Origin of the sequence: Streptomyces violens (assembly GCF_000717745.1) — a bacterium.
Lineage (GTDB): Bacteria > Actinomycetota > Actinomycetes > Streptomycetales > Streptomycetaceae > Streptomyces > Streptomyces violens.
Map to the genome: position 1 here is coordinate 658,724 of NZ_JOBH01000001.1, position 21,410 is coordinate 680,133.

The window sequence follows — 21,410 nt, forward strand, 5'->3', positions numbered from 1 at the left end:
AGGAGACGCCGAGTGAGCTTCTGGGAGTACGTCGCCGGCCGGCACACCCAGCTGCTGATCGACACATATCAGCACGCCAGCGCGGTGTTCCAGTGCATGGTCCTCGCCACCCTCATCGGGGTGCTCATCGGCGTCCTCACCTACCGCAGCGAGTGGGTGGGCAACCTCGCCACCACCGCGACCGCCACGATCCTGACCATCCCCTCGCTGGCCATGATCGGCCTGCTCATCCCGATCGTCGGCCTGGGCGTCGCGCCCACGGTCGTCGCCCTCACCCTGTACGGGCTGCTGCCGATCGTCCGTAACGCCGTCGTCGGCCTGCGCGGGGTGGACCCCACGCTGGTCGACGCGGCGAAGGGCATCGGCATGTCCCGGGCCGCCCGGCTGTTCAAGGTCGAACTGCCGCTCGCCTGGCCGCCCATCCTGACCGGCATCCGGGTCGCCACCCAGATGCTGATGGGCATCGCCGCGATCGCCGCGTTCGCCTCCGGCCCCGGCCTCGGCAACGAGATCTTCCGCGGCATCGCCTCCCTGGGCAGCGCCAACGCGCTGAACCAGGTCCTCGCGGGGACCCTCGGCATCGTGGTACTCGCGCTCCTCTTCGACGCCGCTTACGTCCTCATCGGACGCCTGACCATCCCGAGGGGGATCCGTGCCTGAGCAGACCACAACGGGCGCCGCCATCCAGCTGGAAGACCTCACCAAGCGCTATCCGGGCAGTGCGGTCCCGGCGGTGGACGACGTCACCATGGACATCAAGGCCGGCGAGATCGTGATCCTCGTCGGGCCGTCCGGGTGCGGCAAGTCCACCACCCTGAAGATGATCAACCGGCTGATCGAGCCCACCTCGGGCCGCATCAGAATCGGCGACGAGGACGTCACCGACATGGACCCGGTCCGGCTGCGCCGCAAGGTCGGCTACGCCATCCAGTCCTCCGGCCTCTTCCCGCACATGACGGTCGCCCAGAACATCGCGCTGGTGCCGAAGATGGTCGGCTGGTCCCGGGCGAAGATCAAGAACCGGGTCGAGGAGATGCTGGACCTGGTCGGCCTGGACCCCCGCGAGTTCCACGGCCGCTACCCGCGCCAGCTCTCCGGCGGCCAGCAGCAGCGCGTCGGCGTCGCCCGCGCGCTCGCCGCCGACCCGCCCGTACTCCTGATGGACGAGCCGTTCGGCGCGGTCGACCCGATCACCCGCGACCACCTCCAGGACGAGCTGATCCGGCTCCAGCACGAGCTGCACAAGACGATCGTCTTCGTCACCCACGACTTCGACGAGGCCATCAAGCTCGGCGACCGGATCGCCGTACTGCGCGAGCGCTCGCACATCGCCCAGTTCGACACCCCCGAGGCCATCCTCACCAACCCCACCGACGACTTCGTGTCCGGCTTCGTGGGCGCGGGCGCGGCCCTGAAGCGGCTGAACCTCACCCGCGTCCGCGACGTGGAGATCGTCGACTTCCCCACCGCCACCATCGAGGACCCGCTGCAGTCCATCTTCGACAAGCTGCGCGACGGCGCCAGCAACGAACTGCTGCTGCTGGACCGGCACAACCGGCCGTACAAGTGGCTGCGCCGCGGCGACCTCACGCTGGCCAAGGGCTCGCTCGCCCGGGCCGGCACGCTGGTGCACGACACGGTCACCCGGGACGCCACGCTGCGGGACGCGCTGGAGGCGGTACTCACCGACAACACCGGCCGGGTCGCGGTCACCGGGCGGCGCGGCGAGTACACCGGCGTCGTCGACATGGAGACGCTGATGAACAACGTCCACGAGCTGCTGGACGCCGACCGGCTGGACGCCATCGAGCACCGGCACGAGCTGGAGGAACAGCGCGCCCACCAGACCCACCGGGAGCAGGAGGGCACCGACAGCGCCCACGGGGCCTCGGCATGAGCCCCCGCGAGGAGCGGACCCCGCGGGACACCCGGCCGCCGGGCGAGCACGAGGTCATGGGGCTGGCCTTCCGGGACGAGGTGCGCGGCGGCGAGCGCGAGGAGGAGCCGCCGGCGCCGCCCGCACAGGAGCGGCGCCGGATCACCTGGCAGAAGGCCACGTTCCTGCCGTTCGTCCTGCTCGCCGCGCTGCTCGCCACCTGGCTGTGGTTCCGCGGCGCGCACCTGGACTCCATCGCCCACCAGGCCGTCGACGACGGAAAGGTGTGGCTGGCGCTGCGCCAGCACATCTGGCTGACCGCGGTCTCCACCTTCTTCGTACTGATCATCGCCATCCCGCTGGGCATCGCGCTGACCCGGGCGAAGCTGCGCAAGGCGACCCCCGCGGCGATGGGGCTGGCCAACCTGGGCCAGGCCATCCCGGCCCTCGGCCTGCTGGTGCTGCTGGTCATCTGGCTCGGCGTCGGTCCCAAGGCCGCGATCATCGGCATGATCATCTATGCCGTGCTGCCCGTACTGGCCAACACCATCGCCGGGCTGCAGGCCATCGATCCCACCCTCACCGAGGCGGCGCGGGGCGTCGGCATGTCGCCGCTGGGCGTGCTCACCAAGGTCGAACTGCCGCTGGCGGTACCGCTGATCCTGGCGGGCATCCGCAACGCGCTGGTACTGAACGTCGGCACCGCCACCCTCGCCACGTTCGGCGGCGGCGGGGGCCTGGGCGACCTGATCTCGGCCGGCATCGTCACCCAGCGCATGCCGGTGCTCGTCCTGGGTTCCGTACTGACCATTGCGCTGGCCCTGCTGGTCGACTGGCTGGCATCGCTCGTCGAAGTGCTGCTGCGGCCGCGCGGCCTGGAGGGGACGACCTGATGGGGAACCGGCGTACGTACCGGAGCACCGCCCTCGCGGCGGCCGGGGCGCTCCTCGCGACGCTCGCGCTGGGCGGCTGCGGCCTGGTCAGCGGCAGCCCGATGACGGACGAGGTCAAGCCCGGCAAGGACGCGGGCTATCAGGGGCAGCCGCTGAAGGGCGCGCAACTGACCGTGACCTCGAAGGAGTTCACCGAGCAGATCGTGCTCGGCCAGATCATGGGGCTGGCCCTGAAGGCGGCGGGCGCCACGGTCGTGGACAAGACCAACATCCAGGGCTCGATCGGCGCCCGCGAGGCGGTGACCTCCGGCACGGCCGACGGCAGTTACGAGTACACGGGCACGAGCTGGATCACCTACCTCGGCAACACCGAGCCCATCCCCGACGAGCGCAAGCAGTGGGAGGCGGTCAAGGCCGCCGACAAGAAGAAGAACCTGGTCTGGCTGCCGTACTCGGAGCTGAACAACACCTACGCGCTGGCGCTGCAGCCGTCCGACCAGAAGAAGTACGGCGTCTCGACCCTCTCGGACCTGGCCGGGCTGCTGAAGCGGAACCCGGACGCGGTCACGCTGTGCGTGGAGAACGAGTTCGCGACCCGTAACGACGGCCTGCCCGGCATGGTCAAGAAGTACGGCCTGAAGATCCCGTCCGGGAACGTCAAGCGGATGTCGGCCGGGGTCATCTACACCCAGGTCAAGAAGGGCGGCACCTGCACCTTCGGCGAGGTCTACACGACCGACGGGCGCATCGAGGCGATGGGCCTGAAGACGCTCGCGGACGACAAGCACTTCTTCCCGAACTACAACGCGGCGCCGCAGATGTACGCGCCGACGATGAAGAAGTACCCGGCCATCGCGGACGTGCTCGCGCCGATCACCAAGGCACTGAACAACAAGACGGCACAGCGGCTCAACGGCAAGGTCGACGTGGCCGGCGAGGACCCGCACGAGGTCGCGAAGGACTGGCTGGTGCAGGAGGGCTTCATCAAGGAGGGGACGGGCTGAGAGCTGTGACGGTACGAGGTGCCCGGCGCCGCGCTGTCAGCAGCCGGGCACCTTGCCGCCGGAGTTCAGCGCCTTCAGCGCGTCCACCGCGCCGGTCAGCGTGGTGACCGGGATCAGCCGCATGTCCTTCGCGAGGTTGGCGCGGGCGTCGGAGCACTCGGCGCGCGGCACGAGGAAGTACTTCGCGCCCTCGCGGTGCGCGGCCTGTGTCTTCAGCGCCACGCCACCGACCGGGCCGACCTTGCCGTCGGCGGTGATCGTGCCGGTACCGGCGATGGACCGGCCGCCGGTCAGGTCGTGGCCCGCGCCGTCCCCGTCGATCGTGTCGATGATCCCCAGCGTGAACATCAGGCCCGCGCTCGGGCCGCCCACGTCCGCCAGCTTCAGGTCGACCTGTACGTCCTTCGGGGAGCGGTGCAGATAGCGCAGGGCCGCGTCCACCGCCGCGTCCTGCGACTGCTTCATCTGCGCGGCGTTGTGCTTCGCGACCTCTTCGGTGCTGTCGCCGACCGGGTAGACCGCGTCGCGCGGCATCACGGCCTCGTCGCGGCGGAACCAGCCCTTGAGCACGTCCGTGACGTGCGCCGAGACCTGGGGGCCGGTGGCGACGATGGCCGTCATCCGCAGCTCGCCGCTGGTCTTCCGGGCCTTGGCGCCGTGCACGGTGATGACCGGTTCGCCCTTGTGCTTGCCGAGCACGTTCGCGGCCGGCCCCGGATAGGCGATCGAGAACGGCAGCGGCACGAAGGCGGCGACGGCGAGGAGCGCGATGACGAGGGCGGAGCAGACCGCCAGGGCGCGGGCGCGAGAAGACACCCCGCCACCCTAGATGACCACCGTCACCGCAGTGCCTCCGCCACCTCCTTGGCCGCCTCCACGACGCGGGCGCCGACCCGCTCCGGTACGACGTCGGCGAGGAGTACCACGCCGACGCTGCCCTCGATGCCGCTCACCCCGAGCAGCGGCGCCGCGGCGCCGCTCGCGCCGGCCTCCAGCTCGCCGTGGGTCAGCGCGAGCCCGTCGCCCTCCGTGCAGCCCTGCCGGGCGGCCAGGATGGCGCGGCCCGCGGCCCCGCGGTCCAGCGGGTGCCGGAACCCGGCCCGGTACGCCACGTGGTAGTCCGTCCAGGTCGGCTCGACGACGGCGACGGCCAGCGCTTCCATACCGTCGACGAGCGTGAGGTGGGCCGTGGCACCGAGATCCTCGGCCAGCGAGCGCAGCGCGGGCAGCGCGGCCTCGCGGACCAGGGGGTGCACCTGGCGGCCCAGGCGCAGTACGCCCAGCCCCACCCTGGCGCGGCCACCGATGTCGCGGCGGACCAGCGCATGCTGCTCCAGGGTGGCCAGCAGCCGGTAGACGACGGTCCTGTTGACGCCGAGCTTGTTGGAGAGCTCGGTGACGGTCAGGCCGTGATCGGTATCGGCGAGCAGCTTGAGGACACGCAGCCCTCGGTCCAGCGTCTGGGAGGTCTCCGCGGTCACGACGCCCCCTCCTCGGGTGAGTGGCGGCTCTAGGGGGAGGTCGCGCTGCCGGTCCCACGGCAGCGCTGACGAGGCCGCCGGTTCGGCACCGGCTGCGCTCCGCGGCGGCACTGCCACGGGGCGTGTTCGTGACGGGGACAGTAGCGATCCAGTCCGGTCAGCGGAAGAGTCCGTCCAGAATCCGGTCTCAGCTGACCGCTCTATCCCGATTGATCCCGCCGTGGGGGCGCCTCGATCCCGGGCTCGGGGCGCCCCGCGCCGGCCGTCACCGCATCCGCGTGGCCCACTCCTGGACCTTCTTGATCCGCTCCCGGATCTGCCCGGCGGTGGCCTCCGCGCTCGGCGGTCCGCCGCACACCCGGCGCAGCTCGTTGTGGATCACCCCGTGCGGCTTGCCGCTCTGGTGCACGTACGCGCTGACCAGCGTGTTGAGCTGCTTCCGCAGCTCCAGCAGCTCCTTGTGGGTGACCACGGGGCGCCGCTCGGCGGGCAGCTCCAGCAGGTCCGCCTCCTCGGCGGGCCGCTTCTTGCTGTGCGCGATCTGCCGGGCCTGCCGCTTCTGCAGCAGCATCTGCACCTGGTCCGGCTCCAGCAGCCCGGGGATGCCGAGGTAGTCCTGCTCCTCTTCACTCCCCGCGTGCGCCTGCATGCCGAACTCGGCGCTGTTGTACAGCACCCGGTCGAAGACCGCGTCGGACTCCAGCGCCTCGAAGGAGAACTGCTCCTGCTCGCCGGTGTCCTCGTCCTGCTCCTTGTTCGCCTCGTCCATCTCCTTCTCGGACTCGGCGTACGGGTCTTCCTCGCTGTCCTTCTTCGGCTTATCGAGCACGTGATCGCGCTCGACCTCCATCTCGTTCGCGAAGCCGAGCAGCATGGGCACGGTCGGCAGGAACACCGAGGCCGTCTCGCCGCGCCGCCGCGACCGTACGAAACGGCCCACGGCCTGCGCGAAGAACAGCGGCGTGGAGATCGTCGTGGCGTACACGCCGACCGCCAGCCGCGGCACGTCGACGCCCTCCGACACCATCCGCACCGCGACCATCCACCGGTCGTCGGAGTGCGAGAAGTCATCAATGCGCTTCGAGGCGCCGGTGTCGTCGGAGAGGACCAGCGTCGCCTTGTTCCCCGTTATCTCCCGGATCAGCTTCGCGTACGCCCGCGCCTGCTCCTGGTCGGAAGCGATCACGAGCGCGCCCGCGTCCGGGATGGACTTCCGTACCTCCGTCAGCCGCTGGTCCGCCGCGCGCAGCACGTTCGGCATCCACTCGCCGCGCGGGTCCAGCGCGGTGCGCCACGCCTGCGAGACGGCGTCCTTGGTCATCGGCTCGCCCAGCCGCGCCGCGATCTCGTCACCGGCCTTGGTCCGCCAGCGCATGTTGCCGCTGTAGGACATGAAGATGACGGGGCGGACGACGCCGTCGGCCAGCGCGTTCCCGTAGCCGTAGGTGTAATCCGCCGAGCTGCGCCGGATGCCGTCGTTCCCCTCCTCGTACGTCACGAAGGGGATCGGGTTGGTGTCCGACCGGAAGGGCGTACCGGTCAGCGCGAGCCGCCGCGTCGCCGGCTCGAACGCCTCCTGACATGCCTCGCCCCACGACCGGGAGTCACCGGCATGGTGAATCTCATCGAGAATCACCAGCGTCTTGCGCTGCTCGACGCGGTTGCGGTGCAGCATCGGCCGGACGCCCACGCCCGCGTACGTCACGGCCACGCCGTGGTACTCGCGGCTCAGCGGCCCGGCGCTGTACTCGGGGTCCAGCTTGATGCCCAGCCGGGCGGCCGCCTCCGCCCACTGCTTCTTCAGGTGCTCGGTGGGCGCCACCACGGTCACCTGCTGCACGACGTGGTGGTGCAGCAGCCACGAGGCGAGGGTGAGCGCGAAGGTCGTCTTGCCCGCGCCGGGGGTCGCGACCGCGAGGAAGTCCCGCGGCTGGGTCTCGATGTACTTGTCCATCGCGCCCTGCTGCCAGGCGCGCAGCTTGTTCGCGGTACCCCAGGGGGCCCGTCCCGGGAAGGCCGGGGACAGGTGCTGGTTGTTCATGGCGCTGGTGGTAGTACTCACGGTCTCCGTCGGCTGGCTCGGCGATCGGCAACCGCGTCAGCGTACCCGTGCCGTCTCGCCCGTCGCGGAATTCCGGCCGGGCGGCGGAGCGGGTGCGACTCAGCTCACACCGCCGGCTCCGTTGCCGGTCCCGGTTCCGGCCGCGTGTCCGGCGCGGGTCGCAGCCGGGTCGCCACGTACGCGCCGACCAGCGCGACCAGGGACATCGCGGCGAAGACGGCGGCGAAGGCGGCCGGATGCGCGGCCGGATGCACGGCGGCGGACGCACCGGCGTGCGCGCCGGATTGAGCGGTGGCGACCGCGCCGCCGCCGAAGGCGATGAAGAGGATGCCGCTGAGGCCGACGAAGGTGATGTTGCCCAGCGCGTCGGAGACCTGGAGCGAGGCGGAGTTGCGGCCCGCGTCCTCCGGCCGCGAGAGCTTGAGCAGCAGCACACTCCCGCTGGAGATCGTCAGCCCCATCCCGAACCCGGCGATGACCCAGGCACCCGCCACGACGGCCGCCGGGACGGTCTCGACGAGCGCCAGCGGTACCAGGGCGACCGCCAGGGCCATCAGCAGCATCCCGAGGCACATCAGCCGCTCCCGGTACGGCTCCAGCCGCGGACGGCTCTGCGTGTACGAGCCGAGCGCCCAGGTCAGCCCGCCGCCGGTGAGCGAGAGCCCGGCGAGCGTCGGGCTCAGCCCCCGCTGGGTCACCAGCATCAGCGGCACAAAGCTCTCCGCGGCGAGCAGCGCGCCCGCCGCGAGCCCGCGGATGAGGACGACGGAGGGCAGCCCGCGAGCGGCCCGGAACGTGCCCTTCGGAAGCAGCCGCAGCACGGACGGTACGAGCAGCGCGAGCCCGGCGGCAGCGGGCAGCAGCGCGAGCGGCCGCAGGTCCTGCCCGGCGTACTGCAGCAGCCCGGCACCGACGGCGACCGCGAGGGCGAGGAGGATACGGCGACGGTCGAGCGCCGCGACACCATCCGCCGTGCGGGGCAGCTTGCGCAGCGCCGGAAGCATGACGGCGAGCGGCAGCAGAATGAGCACAGGTATGGACAGAAAAACCCAACGCCACCCCACATGCTCGGTGGCCGTCCCCGAGACCACCGGCCCGACGATCACCGGCAACACCCAGGCCGCCGAGAACGACGCGAGCACGGCCGGTCGCAGCCGTTCCGGATACGCCCGGCTCACCACCACGTACAGCGCGACGATCACCAGCCCGCCGCCCAGCCCCTGCACCGCGCGCCCCGCCACGAACGTCCACATCGTCGGCGCGGCCCCCGCCAGCAGCAGCCCGCCCCCGAAGGTGAAGATGCCGCTGAACAGCGGCGCGAGCGGCCCGTTCCGGTCGCACCACGCACCCGACAGCGCCATCGAGAACAGACTCGCCGTGAAGTACGCGGAGAAGGCGAACGCGTACAGCTCGATCCCGTCCAGCGCCCGCGCGGCCACCGGCATCGCCGTGTTCACCGCGCTCGCCTCGAACGCGATCAGCGAGACGACGGAGATGATGCCGAGGGTGAGGGCGCGATGGGTACGGCCCAGCACGCCGCCTTCAGCCGGCGCGGGGTCCGACGGCACATCCGGGGAGTCCGACGGCACATCGGAGGCGGCGAGGTCACTGTCACGCGGCTCGGCGGTGGTCATCCCGCCACAGTAAGGGCCACCGACTGCCGACGCCCCTGTCATTCGCCCGATTCCCGCTCCGCCGCTGGACCTACGACATGCCGGTACGGGCCTCCCGATCCGGCACACTTCCCCCATGCCCCACTACCACTCGTACGACGGCACGGAACTGCACTACCGCGTGCTCGGCCCGGAGGAGTCCGAGTCCGGGCTTCCTCCCCTGATCTGCCTGGCCGGCGGCCCCGCCCGGGACGCCGGCTACCTCGGCGACCTGGGCGGCCTCGACGCCGCCCGGCAGCTGATCGTCCCGGACAGCCGCGGCACCGGCGACTCCCCGCCCGCCGAGGACCCCGCCGCGTACGCCTTCCCCCGCCTCGCCGAGGACCTGGAAGCGCTCCGCACCCACCTCGACCTGGAGCGCTTCGCCCTCCTCGCCCACAGCGCCGCAGCAGCCACCGCACAGGCATACGCGGCCACTCACCCCGACCGCCTGACGCGCCTCGTCCTGATCTCCCCCGGCTCCCGCCTCCAGGGCGAACTCCCCGACGACGCCCGCGAGATCTTCGAGTCGCGCGCCCACGAGGACTGGTGGCCGGACGCCTCCGTCGCCGTCCAGCGCCTCGCGGAGACCGGCGACATGGACGAGGTACGCGAACTCCTCCAACGCGCCGCCCCACTGGCCTACGCCCACTGGGACGAGCCCCAGCGCGCCCACGCCGCCACCGAGAGCACCCAGCTCAACCCCGTCCCCCGCGCCGGCTTCTGGCAGTCCATCGACGACCACACCCGCGAAACCCTGCTCACAGCCCTCCACGAAGTCACCTGCCCGGTCCTGGTCATCACCGGCGACCGCGACGCCCTCTCCGGCATGCGCGCCGGCGAACTGGTGGCCGCCTCGTTCCCCCACGCCCACCTCCGCCCCCTCCACCTGGTCGGCCACTACCCCTGGGTCGACGACCCGCCCCGCTTCCGCGCCCTGGTCGAAGGCTTCCTGCGAACGGGCGAGGCCCCGGCCTCGTGAACGCGGTGTTGCACCGCATGAAGGCCATATGGCACCACGCCCCGAACCCTTGCCCCCTCCCCCACCCCCCGGCCTAAGGTCAAGACATCGCTTCACCCCGGCCGTGTGCCCGAGTGGCTCAGGGGCTCGCCTGCAAAGCGAGTTACGCGGGTTCAATTCCCGCCACGGCCTCTTTCCCCGGGCAGCTACCCCTTCGGTAGCTGCCCGGACCCTTACCAAGGGAACGGCAGCTCCCGCCCGTGCTGCTCGCGCATCCGGACGTATACCGATCCGCGGCATGTGATCGCGTACAGCGATGGGGAGGTGCGGCGGCAGATTGCGGGGCCGGCCATGCACCATACGCAGCGGCTTCGGGTGGGCCACTATCTGGAGCAGCGGGGGCACCGTATCTGGGGTGAGCTCGAGTGCTCGGACATGATCGGGGGCGGGACGCGGTACCCAGCGGTTGGACGTTCTGTTTGCCGGTGGGAAGGAGTCCGCGATGGGTGAGACGTATGGGCCCGGTGGGTCCAGTAGTGATGCCGTCGAAGGTGTCGACGAGGACGATCTGGAGAGGCCGGAGAAGGATCGGCGGGAGGTGGAGGTCGCTCAGGAGGCCATTGGGGAGGATCCGCGTCATCCGGCGGGCCAAGAGGCCGCCGGGCCCGCCGAGGGCGAGGCGGAGGCCGGTTAGGCGCTCCGCCTCGGGGTGACCGCGGTCAGGTCAGTGGCGTGAGGGCCGCTGCCTGGGGGCGGATGGGGAGGCGGCCTATGGGGCGGCCGGTGGCGGCGCGGACGGCGGAGGCCACCGCGGCCGGGGCGGCGACCACGGGGGCCGCGGAGACCGGCTTGGCGCCGAAGGGGGCGACCACGTCGCGTTCCTCGACGAGTTTGACGATGCGGATGTCGGGGGCGTCGAGGGACGTGGGGAGCGGGTAGCCCGTCAGGTCGGGGTGGCGGACGAGGCCCCGGGTGGTGCGGAGGTTCTCCATGAGGGCCGCGCCCAGGCCCTGCGTGACGCCCGCTTCGATGCGGGCGCGGAGCTGGGCGGGGTTGAGGACCCGGCCGACGTCCTGGGCGACGGACATCTCGACGACGCGGATCGTGCCGAGCTCGATGTCGACATCGGCGACGCAGCGGATCGCGCAGAAGGCCAGGCCCACGAAGGCGTCGCCCTGCCCCGTGTCGTCGAGCGGCTCGGTCGGGTGCGGGCGGCACTGGGCGGTGGCCCAGAGCTCCTTGCCGTTCAGCGCCTCGGCGACCGTGGTGCTCAGTACGCCGTCGTACGAGGTGATCTTGCCGTCGGTGATCTGGAGCAGCTCGGTGGACATGCCGAACTTGTGGGCGAGGGGCTGGAGGAGCTGGGTGCGGACCATCTTGGCCGCGCGTTCCACGGCCCCGCCGGACACCCATGTATGACGGCTGTGGCAGGCGGCGCCGGCCGGCGGCTGGTCGGTGTCGACCGCCGCGACGTGCACCTCCTCGACGCCCAGGGTCTCCTGGACGATCTGGCGGGCGAGCGTGGAGAAGCCCGAACTGGTCTCCACCGCCGCGCAGATGACCGTCGCCACCGAGCCGTTGACCTTGACCGTGGCCGTGGAGACCTCGTCCGCGCCCTCCGCGCCGAGCATGTGGACCATGCCGACGCCGTACCCGACGCCACGCCGCACCGCGGACGGATCGCCCGCGCCCTCCGGACCGCCCGGCAGCAGCCACTCCTCCTGCGGCGCGTCCTTCGGCAGGTCGGGCAGCGGCGCTTCCTGCACGGCGCGCAGCAGTTCGGCGACCGGGGCCGGACAGGTGACGGTCTGGGACGTGGGGAGGATGTCGCCGGTGGCCATGGCGTTGCGCAGCCGGATCTCGGCGGGCTCCAGGCCCAGCTTCGCCGCCAGTTTGTCCATCTGGCCCTCGTACGCGGCACACACCTGCATCGCGCCCTCGCCGCGCAGATGCCCGGCCGGCGGGTTGTTCGTCCGTACCGCCCAGCCCTCCACGAAGGCGTGCGGCACGACGTACGGCCCGCAGGCGAAGGACACCGCGGCGGCCAGCGCGTCGGCCGAGGTGTCGGCGTACGCGCCCGCGTCCATCAGGATCTGCGCCTCGACCTTCACCAATGTGCCCTCGGAGTCGGCGTGGTGCCGGTACCGGAGGATCGTCGGGTGCCGGTGGGCGTGCGAGAGGAAGGACTCCTCGCGGGTGGCGGCGAGCTTGACCGGGCAGCCGGTACGCAACGCCAGCAGGCCGAGCGGGAGTTGGATGCCCGGGTCCTCGCGGTCGGCGGTCGCGCCCGGCACGCCCGTCACCACGACCTTGACCTTGTCCTGCGGCAGCCCGAAGCAGGCGGCGGCGAGGTCGCGGTCGGTGTGCGGGTCGGTGGCGGCGGTGTAGATCTCCACGCCGCCGTCGGGGCGCGGCACGGCCAGCCCGGCCTCGGCACCGATCGGCGCCGGGTCCTGGCGGCCGATCCGGTACAGCCCCTCGACGACGACGTCACCGGCCGCCTCCGGATCGCCGAAGCGCAGCGGGATGTGCCGTACGAGGTTGCCGTCCGGGTGCAACGGCTCGGCCTCGAAAGCGAGTTGGGGGTCGGTGACCGGTTCCAGCACCTCGTACTCGACGGCGATGGCGGCGGCCGCCAACCGGGCCGTGTCGGGGTGATCGGCGGCGATCGCGGCGATCGGCTCGCCGTGGTGGCGCACCTCGTCCTTGGCGAAGACCGGCCGGTCGGGGGTGCCGCGCCCGTGCCCGGCGTCCCCGGGGACGTCCTCGTGCGTGACGACGGCCCGTACGCCGGGCATCTCGGCGGCCTGCTTGGTGTCGATCGACAGGATGCGGGCGCGGGGGTGCGGGGACCGCAGGATCGCGGCCCACAGCAGGCCCTCGGCCCACAAGTCGGCGGCGTACGGGAAGGTGCCCTGGGTCTTGGCGGGGGCGTCGGCGGACGGCAGCGAGACGCCCAGGCCGTGCGGCAGCGGCTCGGCCTCGGCGGCCGGGGCGCTGCCGGGGGCGGGGCTGACGGTGACAGAGCCGGCGCCCTCGTGCGTGCCGGTCATGCGCGGCCTCCCGATTGCGGGTCGGCCCCCGGACCCTGGGTGTTCGGGTGGTGGGGGTGGTCTGGCTGGTGGGGCTGGTGGCTCTGGTGGTGCGAGTGGGGGTCGGCGTGCGGGTCGGTGCGCAGGCCGGACTGCGCACCGGGGTCCAGGTCCCCCAGGTCCTCGATCAACGCGTTCTGGCCGTACGAGTCGTGCCCGTGCTCGGGGGCGAGGGCGTCGCGACCGTACGAGTCGTGCTCGGAGGCGAGCGCGTCACGGCCGTACGAGTCGTGGTGCCCGGCGAGGGCGTCCTGACCGTAGGAGCCGTGCTCGGCCAGGGCGTCGCGGCCGTACGAGTCGTGGCCGGCGTACGGGTCGCCGTTGTAGGCGGGATCGGCGTACGGGTCGGGGGCCGCCGTGCCGTACGGGTCCGGGGCGGCGCCGTGCGGCTCGCCGCCGTAGGGGTCGCCGCCGTACGGATCGCCGGTGTACTCGGGAGCGGTGTACTGGTCGGGACCGGGAGCGGCGTACTCGTCGGGGGCGGTGTACTCGTCGGGAGTGGCGTACGGGTCGGGAGCGGGGGCGCCGCCATCGGGGTACGTGCCGTCGGAGTACTGACCGTCATCGGGGTACTGACCGTCACCGGAGTACTGACCGTCACCGGAGTACGGGCCTGCGGGGTCCGTGTGGCCGGCGGCGTGCGGATCCCCGGCGTAAGGCTGCTCGTACGCGGCCGGGTCGGCCGGGCCTGCCTGGTGCGGGATGCGGGCGGCCGGCTCGTGCTGGTCCTGCACCTGGTCCGGAGCCTGCGCCTCGCCCTGGCCCTGCGCCTGGTCGTGCTGCCGGTTGTGCTCCTGGTCGCGGTCGTCGGCGGCGGCCTGGGCGGCCTCGGTACGGGAACGGGCGACCTCCTGCACGGCGTCCAGGACGCCGCGGTACCCGGAGCAGCGGCAGAGGTTGCCGCACAGGGCCTGACGGGCCTGCAGCTCGGTGGGGGCGTGGTTGCCCTCCAGGAGGTCGTGCACGGTCATGGCCATGCCCGGTACGCAGAAGCCGCACTGCACCGCACCGGAGGCGGCCAGCGCACGCTGCACATCGGAAGGCGCGCCGTCCTTGGCCAGGCCCTCGACAGTACGGACCTCACTGCCGGCCGTGGTCGCGCCGGGCACCAGGCAGGACGCCACGAGGCGGCCGTCGACCTGTACGGAGCAGGCCCCGCACTCGCCCTGGGAGCAGCCGTCCTTGGCTCCCGCGAGGCCGAGCCGCTCGCGCAGCACGTAGAGCAGGGACTCGCCGATCCAGGCGTCCGTGACGGGGCGGTCGACGCCGTTCACGGTGAGGACGTAGGAAGCACGGGGGTGTTCGAGGTCGGCGTGCGGGGCCGGGTCCACGGGGGCAGCGGCGGGCGCCGCCTCCGCGGATTCCTCGGACACCTCGGACGCCACGGATGCTTCGGGCTTCTTGAGCTCGTCCGGGCCCTCGGGGTCGTCGGACTTCTCGGGGGCTTCGGGAGCTTCGGCCACGGCGGGCGCGGCGGGGGCCTCTTCGGGCTCCTCGGAGGCAGGGGCTTCTTCGGGCTCCTCGGCAGCGGGCGCCTCGGGCGCCGTCGCTTCGGGGGCTGCGGGCACGTCGGCGTCAGCGTCGACGTCGACGTTGACCTCGGCGTCCGTACTGGTGTCCGTGTCGGTGGCGGTACCGGGCTCGGCAGCCGTGTCGGTCTCCGCGCTCTCCGCGGCGGGCTCGGCGTCCTCCGCCGGGGCCGGGGAGTCGGCCTCGGCGGGCTCCGCCGGCACCTCGACCTCGACCTCGGCCTCGGCGTCTACCTCAGCCTCGGCAGCGGGAGCTGCCTCCTCAGGGGTACTCGCCTCCTCAGGCGCACTTGCCTCTTCGGAGGCAGCAACCGCAGGAGCGCTCACCTCGGGTGCCTGCGACTCTTCGGCAGGCGCCACCTCGGGCGCCACCTCGGGCACCGACTCGGCCGCAGCCTCAGGCGCGGGCTCGGCCATCGGCTCGGCAGCCGCCGCAGCCGCCGCCCGCTCCTCCTCCGCCTGCGCCGCCTCCGGGAGCGGCTTCGGCGTGGCCCTCGTACCCGACACGAGGGCGTCGGCCAGTGCGATGCCGTCCGCGATGCCGCCGCCACCCGGCGTGCTGAACAGGCTCTGGTACGACGGGGGTTGGCTGCTCTGGCCGGGGCTCGGCCACTGCTCACCCTGGACCGGGGGCACGCCGTGACCCGTGAAACCGGGGTGCGGGGCGTGCAGGTCGCCGGGCAGCGGCCACTGCACGCCCGTACCGGGCGCGCCCGGCGCGTCGCTCACCCCGGGCGCGCCCGACGGCGCCATGCCCTGCGCGGCGGGATGCGGCCCCACGTGGTACGGACCGACGTGCTGCGGAAGCATCTCCCCCGCGTGGAAGTCCCAGTGACCGGTGGCCTCCGGCGCCTCGGCCGCAGGCTGCTGAGCCTGCTGCGACTGCTGGGCCTGATGCGACTGTTGGGCCTGCTCGGCTTCGTACACCGGGTAACCGCCGTGCGGACCCTGGCGGTCGTCGCCGACCAGGTACTCGCCGGACTCCTCCAGCACCTCGTCACCGGCGGTGGGGATCGTCCACCGGCCCGCGCCGGGCGCGCCCGCGACCGGCCACTCCACGGTGTCCGGCCCGTCGCTGTCCTTGTTGTCCGCGGCGCCACCCTGCTCCGCGGCACCGCCATGCGCCGCGGAGCCACCGTGCTCAGCACCGCCGTACGGCATCGCCGCCGGCGCGCCCGCCGCCGGGTCCATGAACGGCATGGTCCACTGGCCGGTCGCCGCGGGGTCCATGCCCGCGCCGGCCACCGGGGCAGCGGCGTACGGCGAAGCCCCCGCACCGGCACCGGCGTCCGCGACACCCGCCGCGTCCCCCGCGGCCGCGTCACCGGCACCCGGCACCGAGCCGTGGCCCGCGCCCGGGAAGTGGTCCGGCGGGATGTACCCGTGGCCAGGGGCCGCGAGCGGGTCGGCACCGGGCTCGCCCTCCGGGCCGGAACCCGCGCCGTACCCGCCGTACGCGTCCCCGGCACCGTCGGCGCCCGGCGCGCCCTGGCCACCCGCCGCTCCGAGCGCACCCTGCGGACCGTGCGCGCCCGGCGTCCCGTAAATGGCCGCGCCGTACGCGCCGGAGGCGTAGCCGCCCGCGCCGTAGGCGCCCGCCCCGTACGCCCCGTTCAGCCCGTACGACTCCAGGTCATCGGGCAGCTGGACGAAGGCCGTGGCCTCCTGGTCGTACTCGCCCTGCGGCAGCGGCTCCCAGCCCTGTCCGTGCTGGGGCTGACGCGGGGTGTCCCCGTCACTCATGCGCCGGCCTCGCTTCGCTCGGCTCGCTCTGCGGGCACGCATGCCACATGCGCGCGCCTCTTGTCGGTTCGCTCGCTGCGCTCACTCACGAGAGCGCCCTCCCAAGTGCTCGGCGCGCCAGTGCTGCCACCGTACGGCGCAAGTGCAGGGCGGCGGGGGGCAGCGGGACCGCCTCCGTACCGTCCTCCGGCGGCGCGGGGTCCGGGATGCAGGCGGCGGCCACGTAGTCCCCGAAGGCGGTCAGCGCTTCGGGTGCCAGGCCGCGGTCGTTGTCCCAGTCGATGAGCGAGGCCACCCACTGCTCGGCGTCCAGCGGGCGCAGCGGCATCATCGCGACCGCGCCGACCGCGCAGCGCACGCCCCGGCGTGCGGGATCCAGTACCAGCGCGACGGATGCGGCCGCGCGCCCCGGCCCCGTCCGCCCGGTGGCCTTGAGGAACGTCTGCGGCGCATGCAGCAGCGGCACCCGCACAAAGCCGACGATCTCGCCGGGGCGCAGCATCTCCATGCCCGCGAGCAGGTGGCTGACCGGGACCTCGCGGCGGGCGCCGCCCGGGCCCGCGATGATCACGGTGGCTTCGAGGGCCGCCAGTACCGGCAGGGTGTCGCCGGTCGGCGCGGCCGTGACGATGTTGCCGCCGAGCGTCCCGGCATTGCGGATCTGCGGCGGCCCGGCGGCGCGCGCGGCCGCGGCGAGGCCCGGAATCAGGGCCGCGAAGTCGGGGCGCCCCATACGGGCGAGGGTGAGGCCGGCGCCGAGCAGCGCGTGGCCGTCCTGGTACTGCCAGCCGCGGATCTCGCTGATGCGGTTCAGGCCCACCAGCGCCGCCGGGCGCAGCAGCCCGGAGTTCACAGCGGCCATCAGATCGGTGCCGCCGGCCACAGGCACGGCGGCGGGCATGGCGGCCAGCGCCGCCACGGCCTCGTCGAGCGAGGCCGGCAACGTCACGGAATGCGACGCCTGCGGTGCGTGCGTGGTCAACCCAGCTGCCCCTTCCCCGGTGTCCCGGCTGTGCTGTTCCGCCTCGCCGTACGGTACGTGCTCACAGCCCGGACGTGGCAACTCTGGCACATCTTCGCAGGCCCGCGACGCGAGGGTCCATGAAGGCAGGTTCCGTCACCGACCTGCGGGTTGGCGCTGGTTGGTCCTGGCACGTCCCGGACCTCCGAAGAGAGCGTATTGACACCTTTCTCAAGCACTGTGCGTTACCGCACGTACCGCACATGCCGTGCGCTTGACGCCACTTGACGTCTTATGACTGCCCGCAGGCAGGTTCTGTGCGGGTGTTCGACATGCCGGGTCGACATACCGGGTCGGTGTACCGGAAAACCGGGCCGGCGCACCGGACCGGCATGCCGGCGCCACGGCGTGGGTACACGGTGCCAGGGTCCCGGCCACGCCGCGCCCGCCTTTCGGGGGGCTCACACGTTTGGGGGCGGTCCGTCGATCGGGCGTCCGAGGGCCGCCGCGCGCCGACCTCCCGTAACTCCTCGCCGCGCAGGCACGGTTACCCGCAGCAGCGACAGACGCCGGGGCCGGCCGCCCGACACGCCACCTGCGGACCACAATCAGCCGCGCGACACCCCGACAGGGCTATCCATAAGGCGAGATGTCCGTCTCACCCAACTTGCAGAGCCTGTGTCATGACCCCGGCCGGGCGCCCGCCGCCTGGCACGCACTCTCGCGGCGTTGCCAAACGGCCCTAGTAGCTCCGCTACGAGGACCCTCCGGCGCCTTGCGATAGCACGCACCAGACGACGTTCGCTGATCCGACCGGGGGCATGACACAGGCTCTCAGCCCATCGTAAGGAATCCGCCATGCGCAAGAGACGCGTCCGCGCCGCCCTGCTCTCCGTCGCCGCCCTCGGTCTGCTGCCCCTGTCGGCAGCCGCGGCGCCGGCCGCCGCCGCACCCCAGCGGGCGCCGATCGGCGAGGCCAGCATCGTCATCCACCAGGGCACGAGCACCGGCGGCCGGGTGATCGCCGCCGCGAACCTGCGCTGCTACCCCACCGGGGGCACCCACCCGCGCCCCTACTCGGCCTGCCGGGCCCTGACGCGCGCGGACGGCGACTTCCGGGCGCTGGAGCCGCTCCGCCGCTCCTGCCCGATGGTCTACCGGCCGGTGACGGTCGTCGCGAAGAGCTTCTGGCGGGGCAGCGCCTCGTTCGTCGTGCGCGACTACCCCAACCTGTGCGTGGCCGCCGCCGACAGCGCCGGCGTCTTCGACCTCAGCCGGCGCACGTACGGCTGACGCGGGGATCCGGCGCGGATACGGCCGGCCTGAGCAGCGCAACGCCCGGCCGGCTCCCCATGGGAGCGGGCCGGGCGTCACTGCACGGAGGACCGGGGCCGGGGCCTACTTCTTGCCGCCGCCCTTGCCGTCCTTGCCGCCCTTGTCCTTGTCGCCACCGGCGCCCATGGACTCGTAGATCTCCTTGCACATGGGACAGACCGGGTACTTCTTCGGGTCGCGGCCCGGGACCCAGACCTTGCCGCAGAGCGCGACGACGGGCGTGCCGTCCAGCGCGCTCGCCATGATCTTGTCCTTCTGGACGTAATGGGCGAAGCGCTCGTGGTCACCGTCGCCGTTCGACACCTGCGGCGTCGGCTCCACGAGGGTGCCTGTACCTGCCCCGCGCTCGGGCTCAAGAGTGCTCATAACTGCCAAGGGTACTCACGCGCGCGCCGAACCGGGCCCGGCGGCCCGCGGATCAGTTCAGCGAAGGATCATCCGGATACGTCGCCACCATCGCCAGTTCGTTGCGCTGACGGCGGAGGACGGCGCGCCAGAGGTGCTCGGGGGACGGGGAGGAGACGTCACCCGGCTCGGATTCGACGACGTACCAGGCGCCTTCGACCAGCTCCTCCTCCAGCTGGCCCGGGCCCCAGCCCGCGTATCCGGCGAAGATGCGCAGCGAGCCGAGCTCGGCGGAGAGCAGCTCGGGCGGGGCCTCCAGGTCGACCAGGCCGATCGCGCCGTGGACGCGGCGCCAGCCCAGGGGGCCGTCGCCGTCCGTGTCGGCCCCGTCGGCCCCGTCGGTCACGTCGGCCGCGTCGCCGTCCGCCGCCGGCGCTCCGGCGTGCTCGCCCGCCTCGCCCGGGACCACCGCGACGCCCAGCGCGGAGTCCAGGGAGACCGGGCCGCCCTGGAAGACCACGCCCGGCTCGCCGGCCAGCTCGGCCCAGGGCTGCAGGATGTCCGCCACGCCGACGGGCGTGGGGCGGTTCAGTACGACGCCGAGCGAGCCCTCCTCGTCGTGGTCGAGGAGCAGCACCACGGCCCGGTCGAAGTTCGGGTCGGCGAGCGCCGGCGTCGCGACGAGCAGCCGGCCGGTGAGCGAGGACACCTCGGTCATGGCGACATGATCCCGCACTTCGGCCCGGCGCGGGGCGCCAATGGCCGCACCCGTATGCACGTACTCCGGCCGGACTGCACCCGGAGGGGACGCAGTGCGACCCACCCGGCATCCGGGCTCTCTCTCACATCACGGTGCGTTCCGCCCGATAAACCGTACGTGTTGTGACAAAGCTATTACACGTGCCAGGGCCACTCGACCCTACGGACTACCCCCGCACCGCCCTTACCATTTCAGCTTGGTCCCTGTCCGTCTCCAGGAACGCGAGATCCATGACCGACGACGTTTTGCTTGTCCACGGCGGCACACCGCTGGAGGGCGAGATCAAGGTCCGCGGCGCGAAGAACCTCGTGCCCAAGGCCATGGTCGCCGCGCTGCTCGGCAGTGAGCCGAGCCGGCTGCGCAATGTGCCCGACATCCGCGACGTGCGCGTCGTGCGCGGCCTGCTGCAGCTGCACGGCGTGACCGTCCGCCCGGGCGATGAGTCCGGGGAACTGATCCTCGACCCGTCGCACGTGGAGAGCGCCAACGTCGCGGACATCGACGCGCACGCGGGGTCCTCGCGGATCCCGATCCTCTTCTGCGGCCCGCTGCTGCACCGCCTCGGCCACGCCTTCATCCCGGGCCTGGGCGGCTGCGACATCGGCGGCCGACCGGTCGACTTCCACTTCGACGTGCTGCGCCAGTTCGGCGCGACGATCGAGAAGCGGGCCGACGGCCAGTACCTGGAGGCCCCGCAGCGGCTGCGCGGCACCAAGATCCGGCTGCCGTACCCGTCCGTCGGCTCGACCGAGCAGGTGCTGCTGACCGCCGTACTGGCGGAGGGCGTCACCGAGCTGTCGAACGCCGCCGTGGAGCCCGAGATCGAGGACCTCATCTGCGTGCTGCAGAAGATGGGCGCGATCATCTCCATGGACACCGACCGGACCATCCGGATCACCGGTGTCGACAAGCTCGGCGGCTACAACCACCGCGCGCTCCCGGACCGCCTGGAGGCGGCCTCCTGGGCGTCCGCGGCGCTGGCCACCGAGGGCGAGGTCTACGTACGCGGTGCCTCGCAGCGCGAGATGATGACCTTCCTGAACACCTACCGCCGGGTCGGTGGCGCCTTCGAGGTCGACGACGACGGCATCCGCTTCTGGCACCCGGGCGGCCCGCTGAACGCCATCGCCCTGGAGACCGACGTACACCCCGGTTTCCAGACCGACTGGCAGCAGCCCCTGGTGGTCGCGCTGACCCAGGCGTCCGGCCTGTCGATCGTCCACGAGACGGTGTACGAGTCGCGCCTCGGCTTCACCTCCGCGCTGAACCAGATGGGCGCGCACATCCAGCTGTACCGCGAGTGCCTGGGCGGCTCGGCCTGCCGCTTCGGCCAGCGCAACTTCCTGCACTCGGCGGTCGTCAGCGGCCCCACCAAGCTGCAGGGCGCCGACCTGGTCATCCCCGACCTGCGCGGCGGCTTCTCGTACCTGATCGCGGCGCTGGCGGCCCAGGGCACGTCCCGCGTCCACGGCATCGACCTGATCAACCGCGGCTACGAGAACTTCATGGACAAGCTGGTCTCGCTGGGCGCGAAGGTCGAACTGCCGAACGGCTCACTGAGCAGCTGATCGCCGCGTGGAGCCGGTGAACGGCTCCAGCGACGGCTGAAGCGCCTGAACGCCGAAGGGCGGGCACCCTGGCCGGGGTGCCCGCCCTTCGGCGTTCTCAGGGCCGTACACGGGCCCTGCTGCGGTACGTACCAGCGTCCGGCGCGCA

The 21,410-nt window shown here is 72.5% G+C and carries 17 protein-coding genes, 1 tRNA gene and 1 pseudogene; 10 read left to right on the plus strand and 9 right to left on the minus strand.

Annotated elements, in window-relative coordinates:
• Positions 1-12 precede the first annotated feature (12 nt).
• Genes IF04_RS0102925 through IF04_RS0102940 form a run of 4 tightly spaced genes read left to right on the plus strand, consistent with a single transcriptional unit; the run spans position 13 to position 3,773 of the window.
• Positions 13-660, plus strand: a complete 648-nt coding sequence (locus IF04_RS0102925) for an ABC transporter permease (RefSeq protein ID WP_030250305.1) — start codon at positions 13-15, stop codon at positions 658-660.
• A complete protein-coding gene (locus IF04_RS0102930) occupies positions 653-1,897 on the plus strand; it encodes an ABC transporter ATP-binding protein (RefSeq protein WP_030250308.1) in 1,245 nt (414 codons plus the stop codon). Before IF04_RS0102925 ends, IF04_RS0102930 begins: the two co-directional genes overlap by 8 nt.
• Positions 1,894-2,769 carry an ABC transporter permease gene (locus IF04_RS0102935; RefSeq protein WP_030250310.1) on the plus strand — a complete coding sequence of 292 codons (876 nt, stop codon included), beginning with the start codon at positions 1,894-1,896 and terminating at the stop codon, positions 2,767-2,769. Before IF04_RS0102930 ends, IF04_RS0102935 begins: the two co-directional genes overlap by 4 nt.
• Positions 2,769-3,773: a glycine betaine ABC transporter substrate-binding protein gene (locus IF04_RS0102940; protein ID WP_030250313.1), complete on the plus strand. Its 1,005-nt coding sequence runs from the start codon at positions 2,769-2,771 to the stop codon at positions 3,771-3,773. The genes IF04_RS0102935 and IF04_RS0102940 overlap by 1 nt, the downstream gene beginning before the upstream one ends.
• A 36-nt stretch (positions 3,774-3,809) precedes the next feature.
• Here IF04_RS0102940 and IF04_RS0102945 read toward each other — a convergent pair whose 3' ends face one another.
• From IF04_RS0102945 to IF04_RS0102960, 4 genes are all read right to left on the minus strand, one after another.
• Complete coding sequence (locus tag IF04_RS0102945; RefSeq protein WP_030250315.1) at positions 3,810-4,589, minus strand: YlbL family protein; 780 nt, start codon at positions 4,587-4,589, stop codon at positions 3,810-3,812.
• 23 nt (positions 4,590-4,612) lie between these two features.
• Positions 4,613-5,254: an IclR family transcriptional regulator gene (locus IF04_RS0102950; protein ID WP_030250318.1), complete on the minus strand. Its 642-nt coding sequence runs from the start codon at positions 5,252-5,254 to the stop codon at positions 4,613-4,615.
• Positions 5,255-5,519: 265 nt separating this feature from the next.
• On the minus strand, positions 5,520-7,295 hold the full coding sequence (locus IF04_RS0102955) for a DEAD/DEAH box helicase (protein WP_030250321.1): 1,776 nt from the start codon (positions 7,293-7,295) through the stop codon (positions 5,520-5,522).
• Positions 7,296-7,420: 125 nt separating this feature from the next.
• Entirely contained in the window at positions 7,421-8,950 is a 1,530-nt protein-coding gene (locus IF04_RS0102960; protein WP_051830599.1) for an MFS transporter, read from the minus strand.
• A 115-nt stretch (positions 8,951-9,065) separates the two neighbouring features.
• Between IF04_RS0102960 and IF04_RS0102965 the strand changes: the two genes are divergently transcribed.
• The 4 genes and pseudogenes from IF04_RS0102965 (at position 9,066) to IF04_RS0102975 (ending at position 10,623) form a co-directional block, all read left to right on the plus strand.
• Complete coding sequence (locus tag IF04_RS0102965; RefSeq protein WP_030250326.1) at positions 9,066-9,950, plus strand: alpha/beta fold hydrolase; 885 nt, start codon at positions 9,066-9,068, stop codon at positions 9,948-9,950.
• Positions 9,951-10,049: 99 nt separating this feature from the next.
• Positions 10,050-10,121, plus strand: a tRNA-Cys gene (locus tag IF04_RS0102970).
• An 81-nt stretch (positions 10,122-10,202) separates the two neighbouring features.
• Positions 10,203-10,348, plus strand: a pseudogene (locus IF04_RS39470) (DNA mismatch repair protein MutT); the annotation flags it as partial.
• Between the two features lie 83 nt (positions 10,349-10,431).
• A complete protein-coding gene (locus IF04_RS0102975) occupies positions 10,432-10,623 on the plus strand; it encodes a hypothetical protein (protein WP_030250329.1) in 192 nt (63 codons plus the stop codon).
• Between the two features lie 25 nt (positions 10,624-10,648).
• On the opposite strand, the gene IF04_RS0102980 is transcribed toward IF04_RS0102975, so the two are convergent.
• The 3 genes from IF04_RS0102980 to IF04_RS0102995 all read right to left on the minus strand — a co-directional run bounded on the left by IF04_RS0102980 (position 10,649) and on the right by IF04_RS0102995 (position 17,275).
• A complete protein-coding gene (locus tag IF04_RS0102980) occupies positions 10,649-12,982 on the minus strand; it encodes a xanthine dehydrogenase family protein molybdopterin-binding subunit (protein ID WP_030250332.1) in 2,334 nt (777 codons plus the stop codon).
• Positions 12,979-16,293, minus strand: a complete 3,315-nt coding sequence (locus IF04_RS40310; protein ID WP_051830602.1) for a (2Fe-2S)-binding protein — start codon at positions 16,291-16,293, stop codon at positions 12,979-12,981. The genes IF04_RS0102980 and IF04_RS40310 overlap by 4 nt, the downstream gene beginning before the upstream one ends.
• 85 nt (positions 16,294-16,378) lie before the next feature.
• On the minus strand, positions 16,379-17,275 hold the full coding sequence (locus IF04_RS0102995) for an FAD binding domain-containing protein (RefSeq protein ID WP_030250335.1): 897 nt from the start codon (positions 17,273-17,275) through the stop codon (positions 16,379-16,381).
• Between the two features lie 837 nt (positions 17,276-18,112).
• Between IF04_RS0102995 and IF04_RS0103000 the strand changes: the two genes are divergently transcribed.
• A complete protein-coding gene (locus tag IF04_RS0103000) occupies positions 18,113-18,547 on the plus strand; it encodes an SSI family serine proteinase inhibitor (protein WP_051830604.1) in 435 nt (144 codons plus the stop codon).
• A gap of 105 nt (positions 18,548-18,652) precedes the next feature.
• On the opposite strand, the gene IF04_RS0103005 is transcribed toward IF04_RS0103000, so the two are convergent.
• Together IF04_RS0103005 and IF04_RS0103010 are read right to left on the minus strand one after the other, a co-directional pair.
• Entirely contained in the window at positions 18,653-18,955 is a 303-nt protein-coding gene (locus IF04_RS0103005) for a DUF3039 domain-containing protein (RefSeq protein ID WP_030250340.1), read from the minus strand.
• 52 nt (positions 18,956-19,007) lie between these two features.
• Positions 19,008-19,652 carry a YqgE/AlgH family protein gene (locus tag IF04_RS0103010; RefSeq protein ID WP_030250343.1) on the minus strand — a complete coding sequence of 215 codons (645 nt, stop codon included), beginning with the start codon at positions 19,650-19,652 and terminating at the stop codon, positions 19,008-19,010.
• A gap of 272 nt (positions 19,653-19,924) precedes the next feature.
• Here IF04_RS0103010 and murA point away from each other — a divergent pair, with 272 nt between their 5' ends.
• Positions 19,925-21,262, plus strand: a complete 1,338-nt coding sequence (gene murA, locus IF04_RS0103015; RefSeq protein ID WP_030250345.1) for a UDP-N-acetylglucosamine 1-carboxyvinyltransferase — start codon at positions 19,925-19,927, stop codon at positions 21,260-21,262.
• The last annotated feature ends 148 nt before the right edge of the window (positions 21,263-21,410 follow it).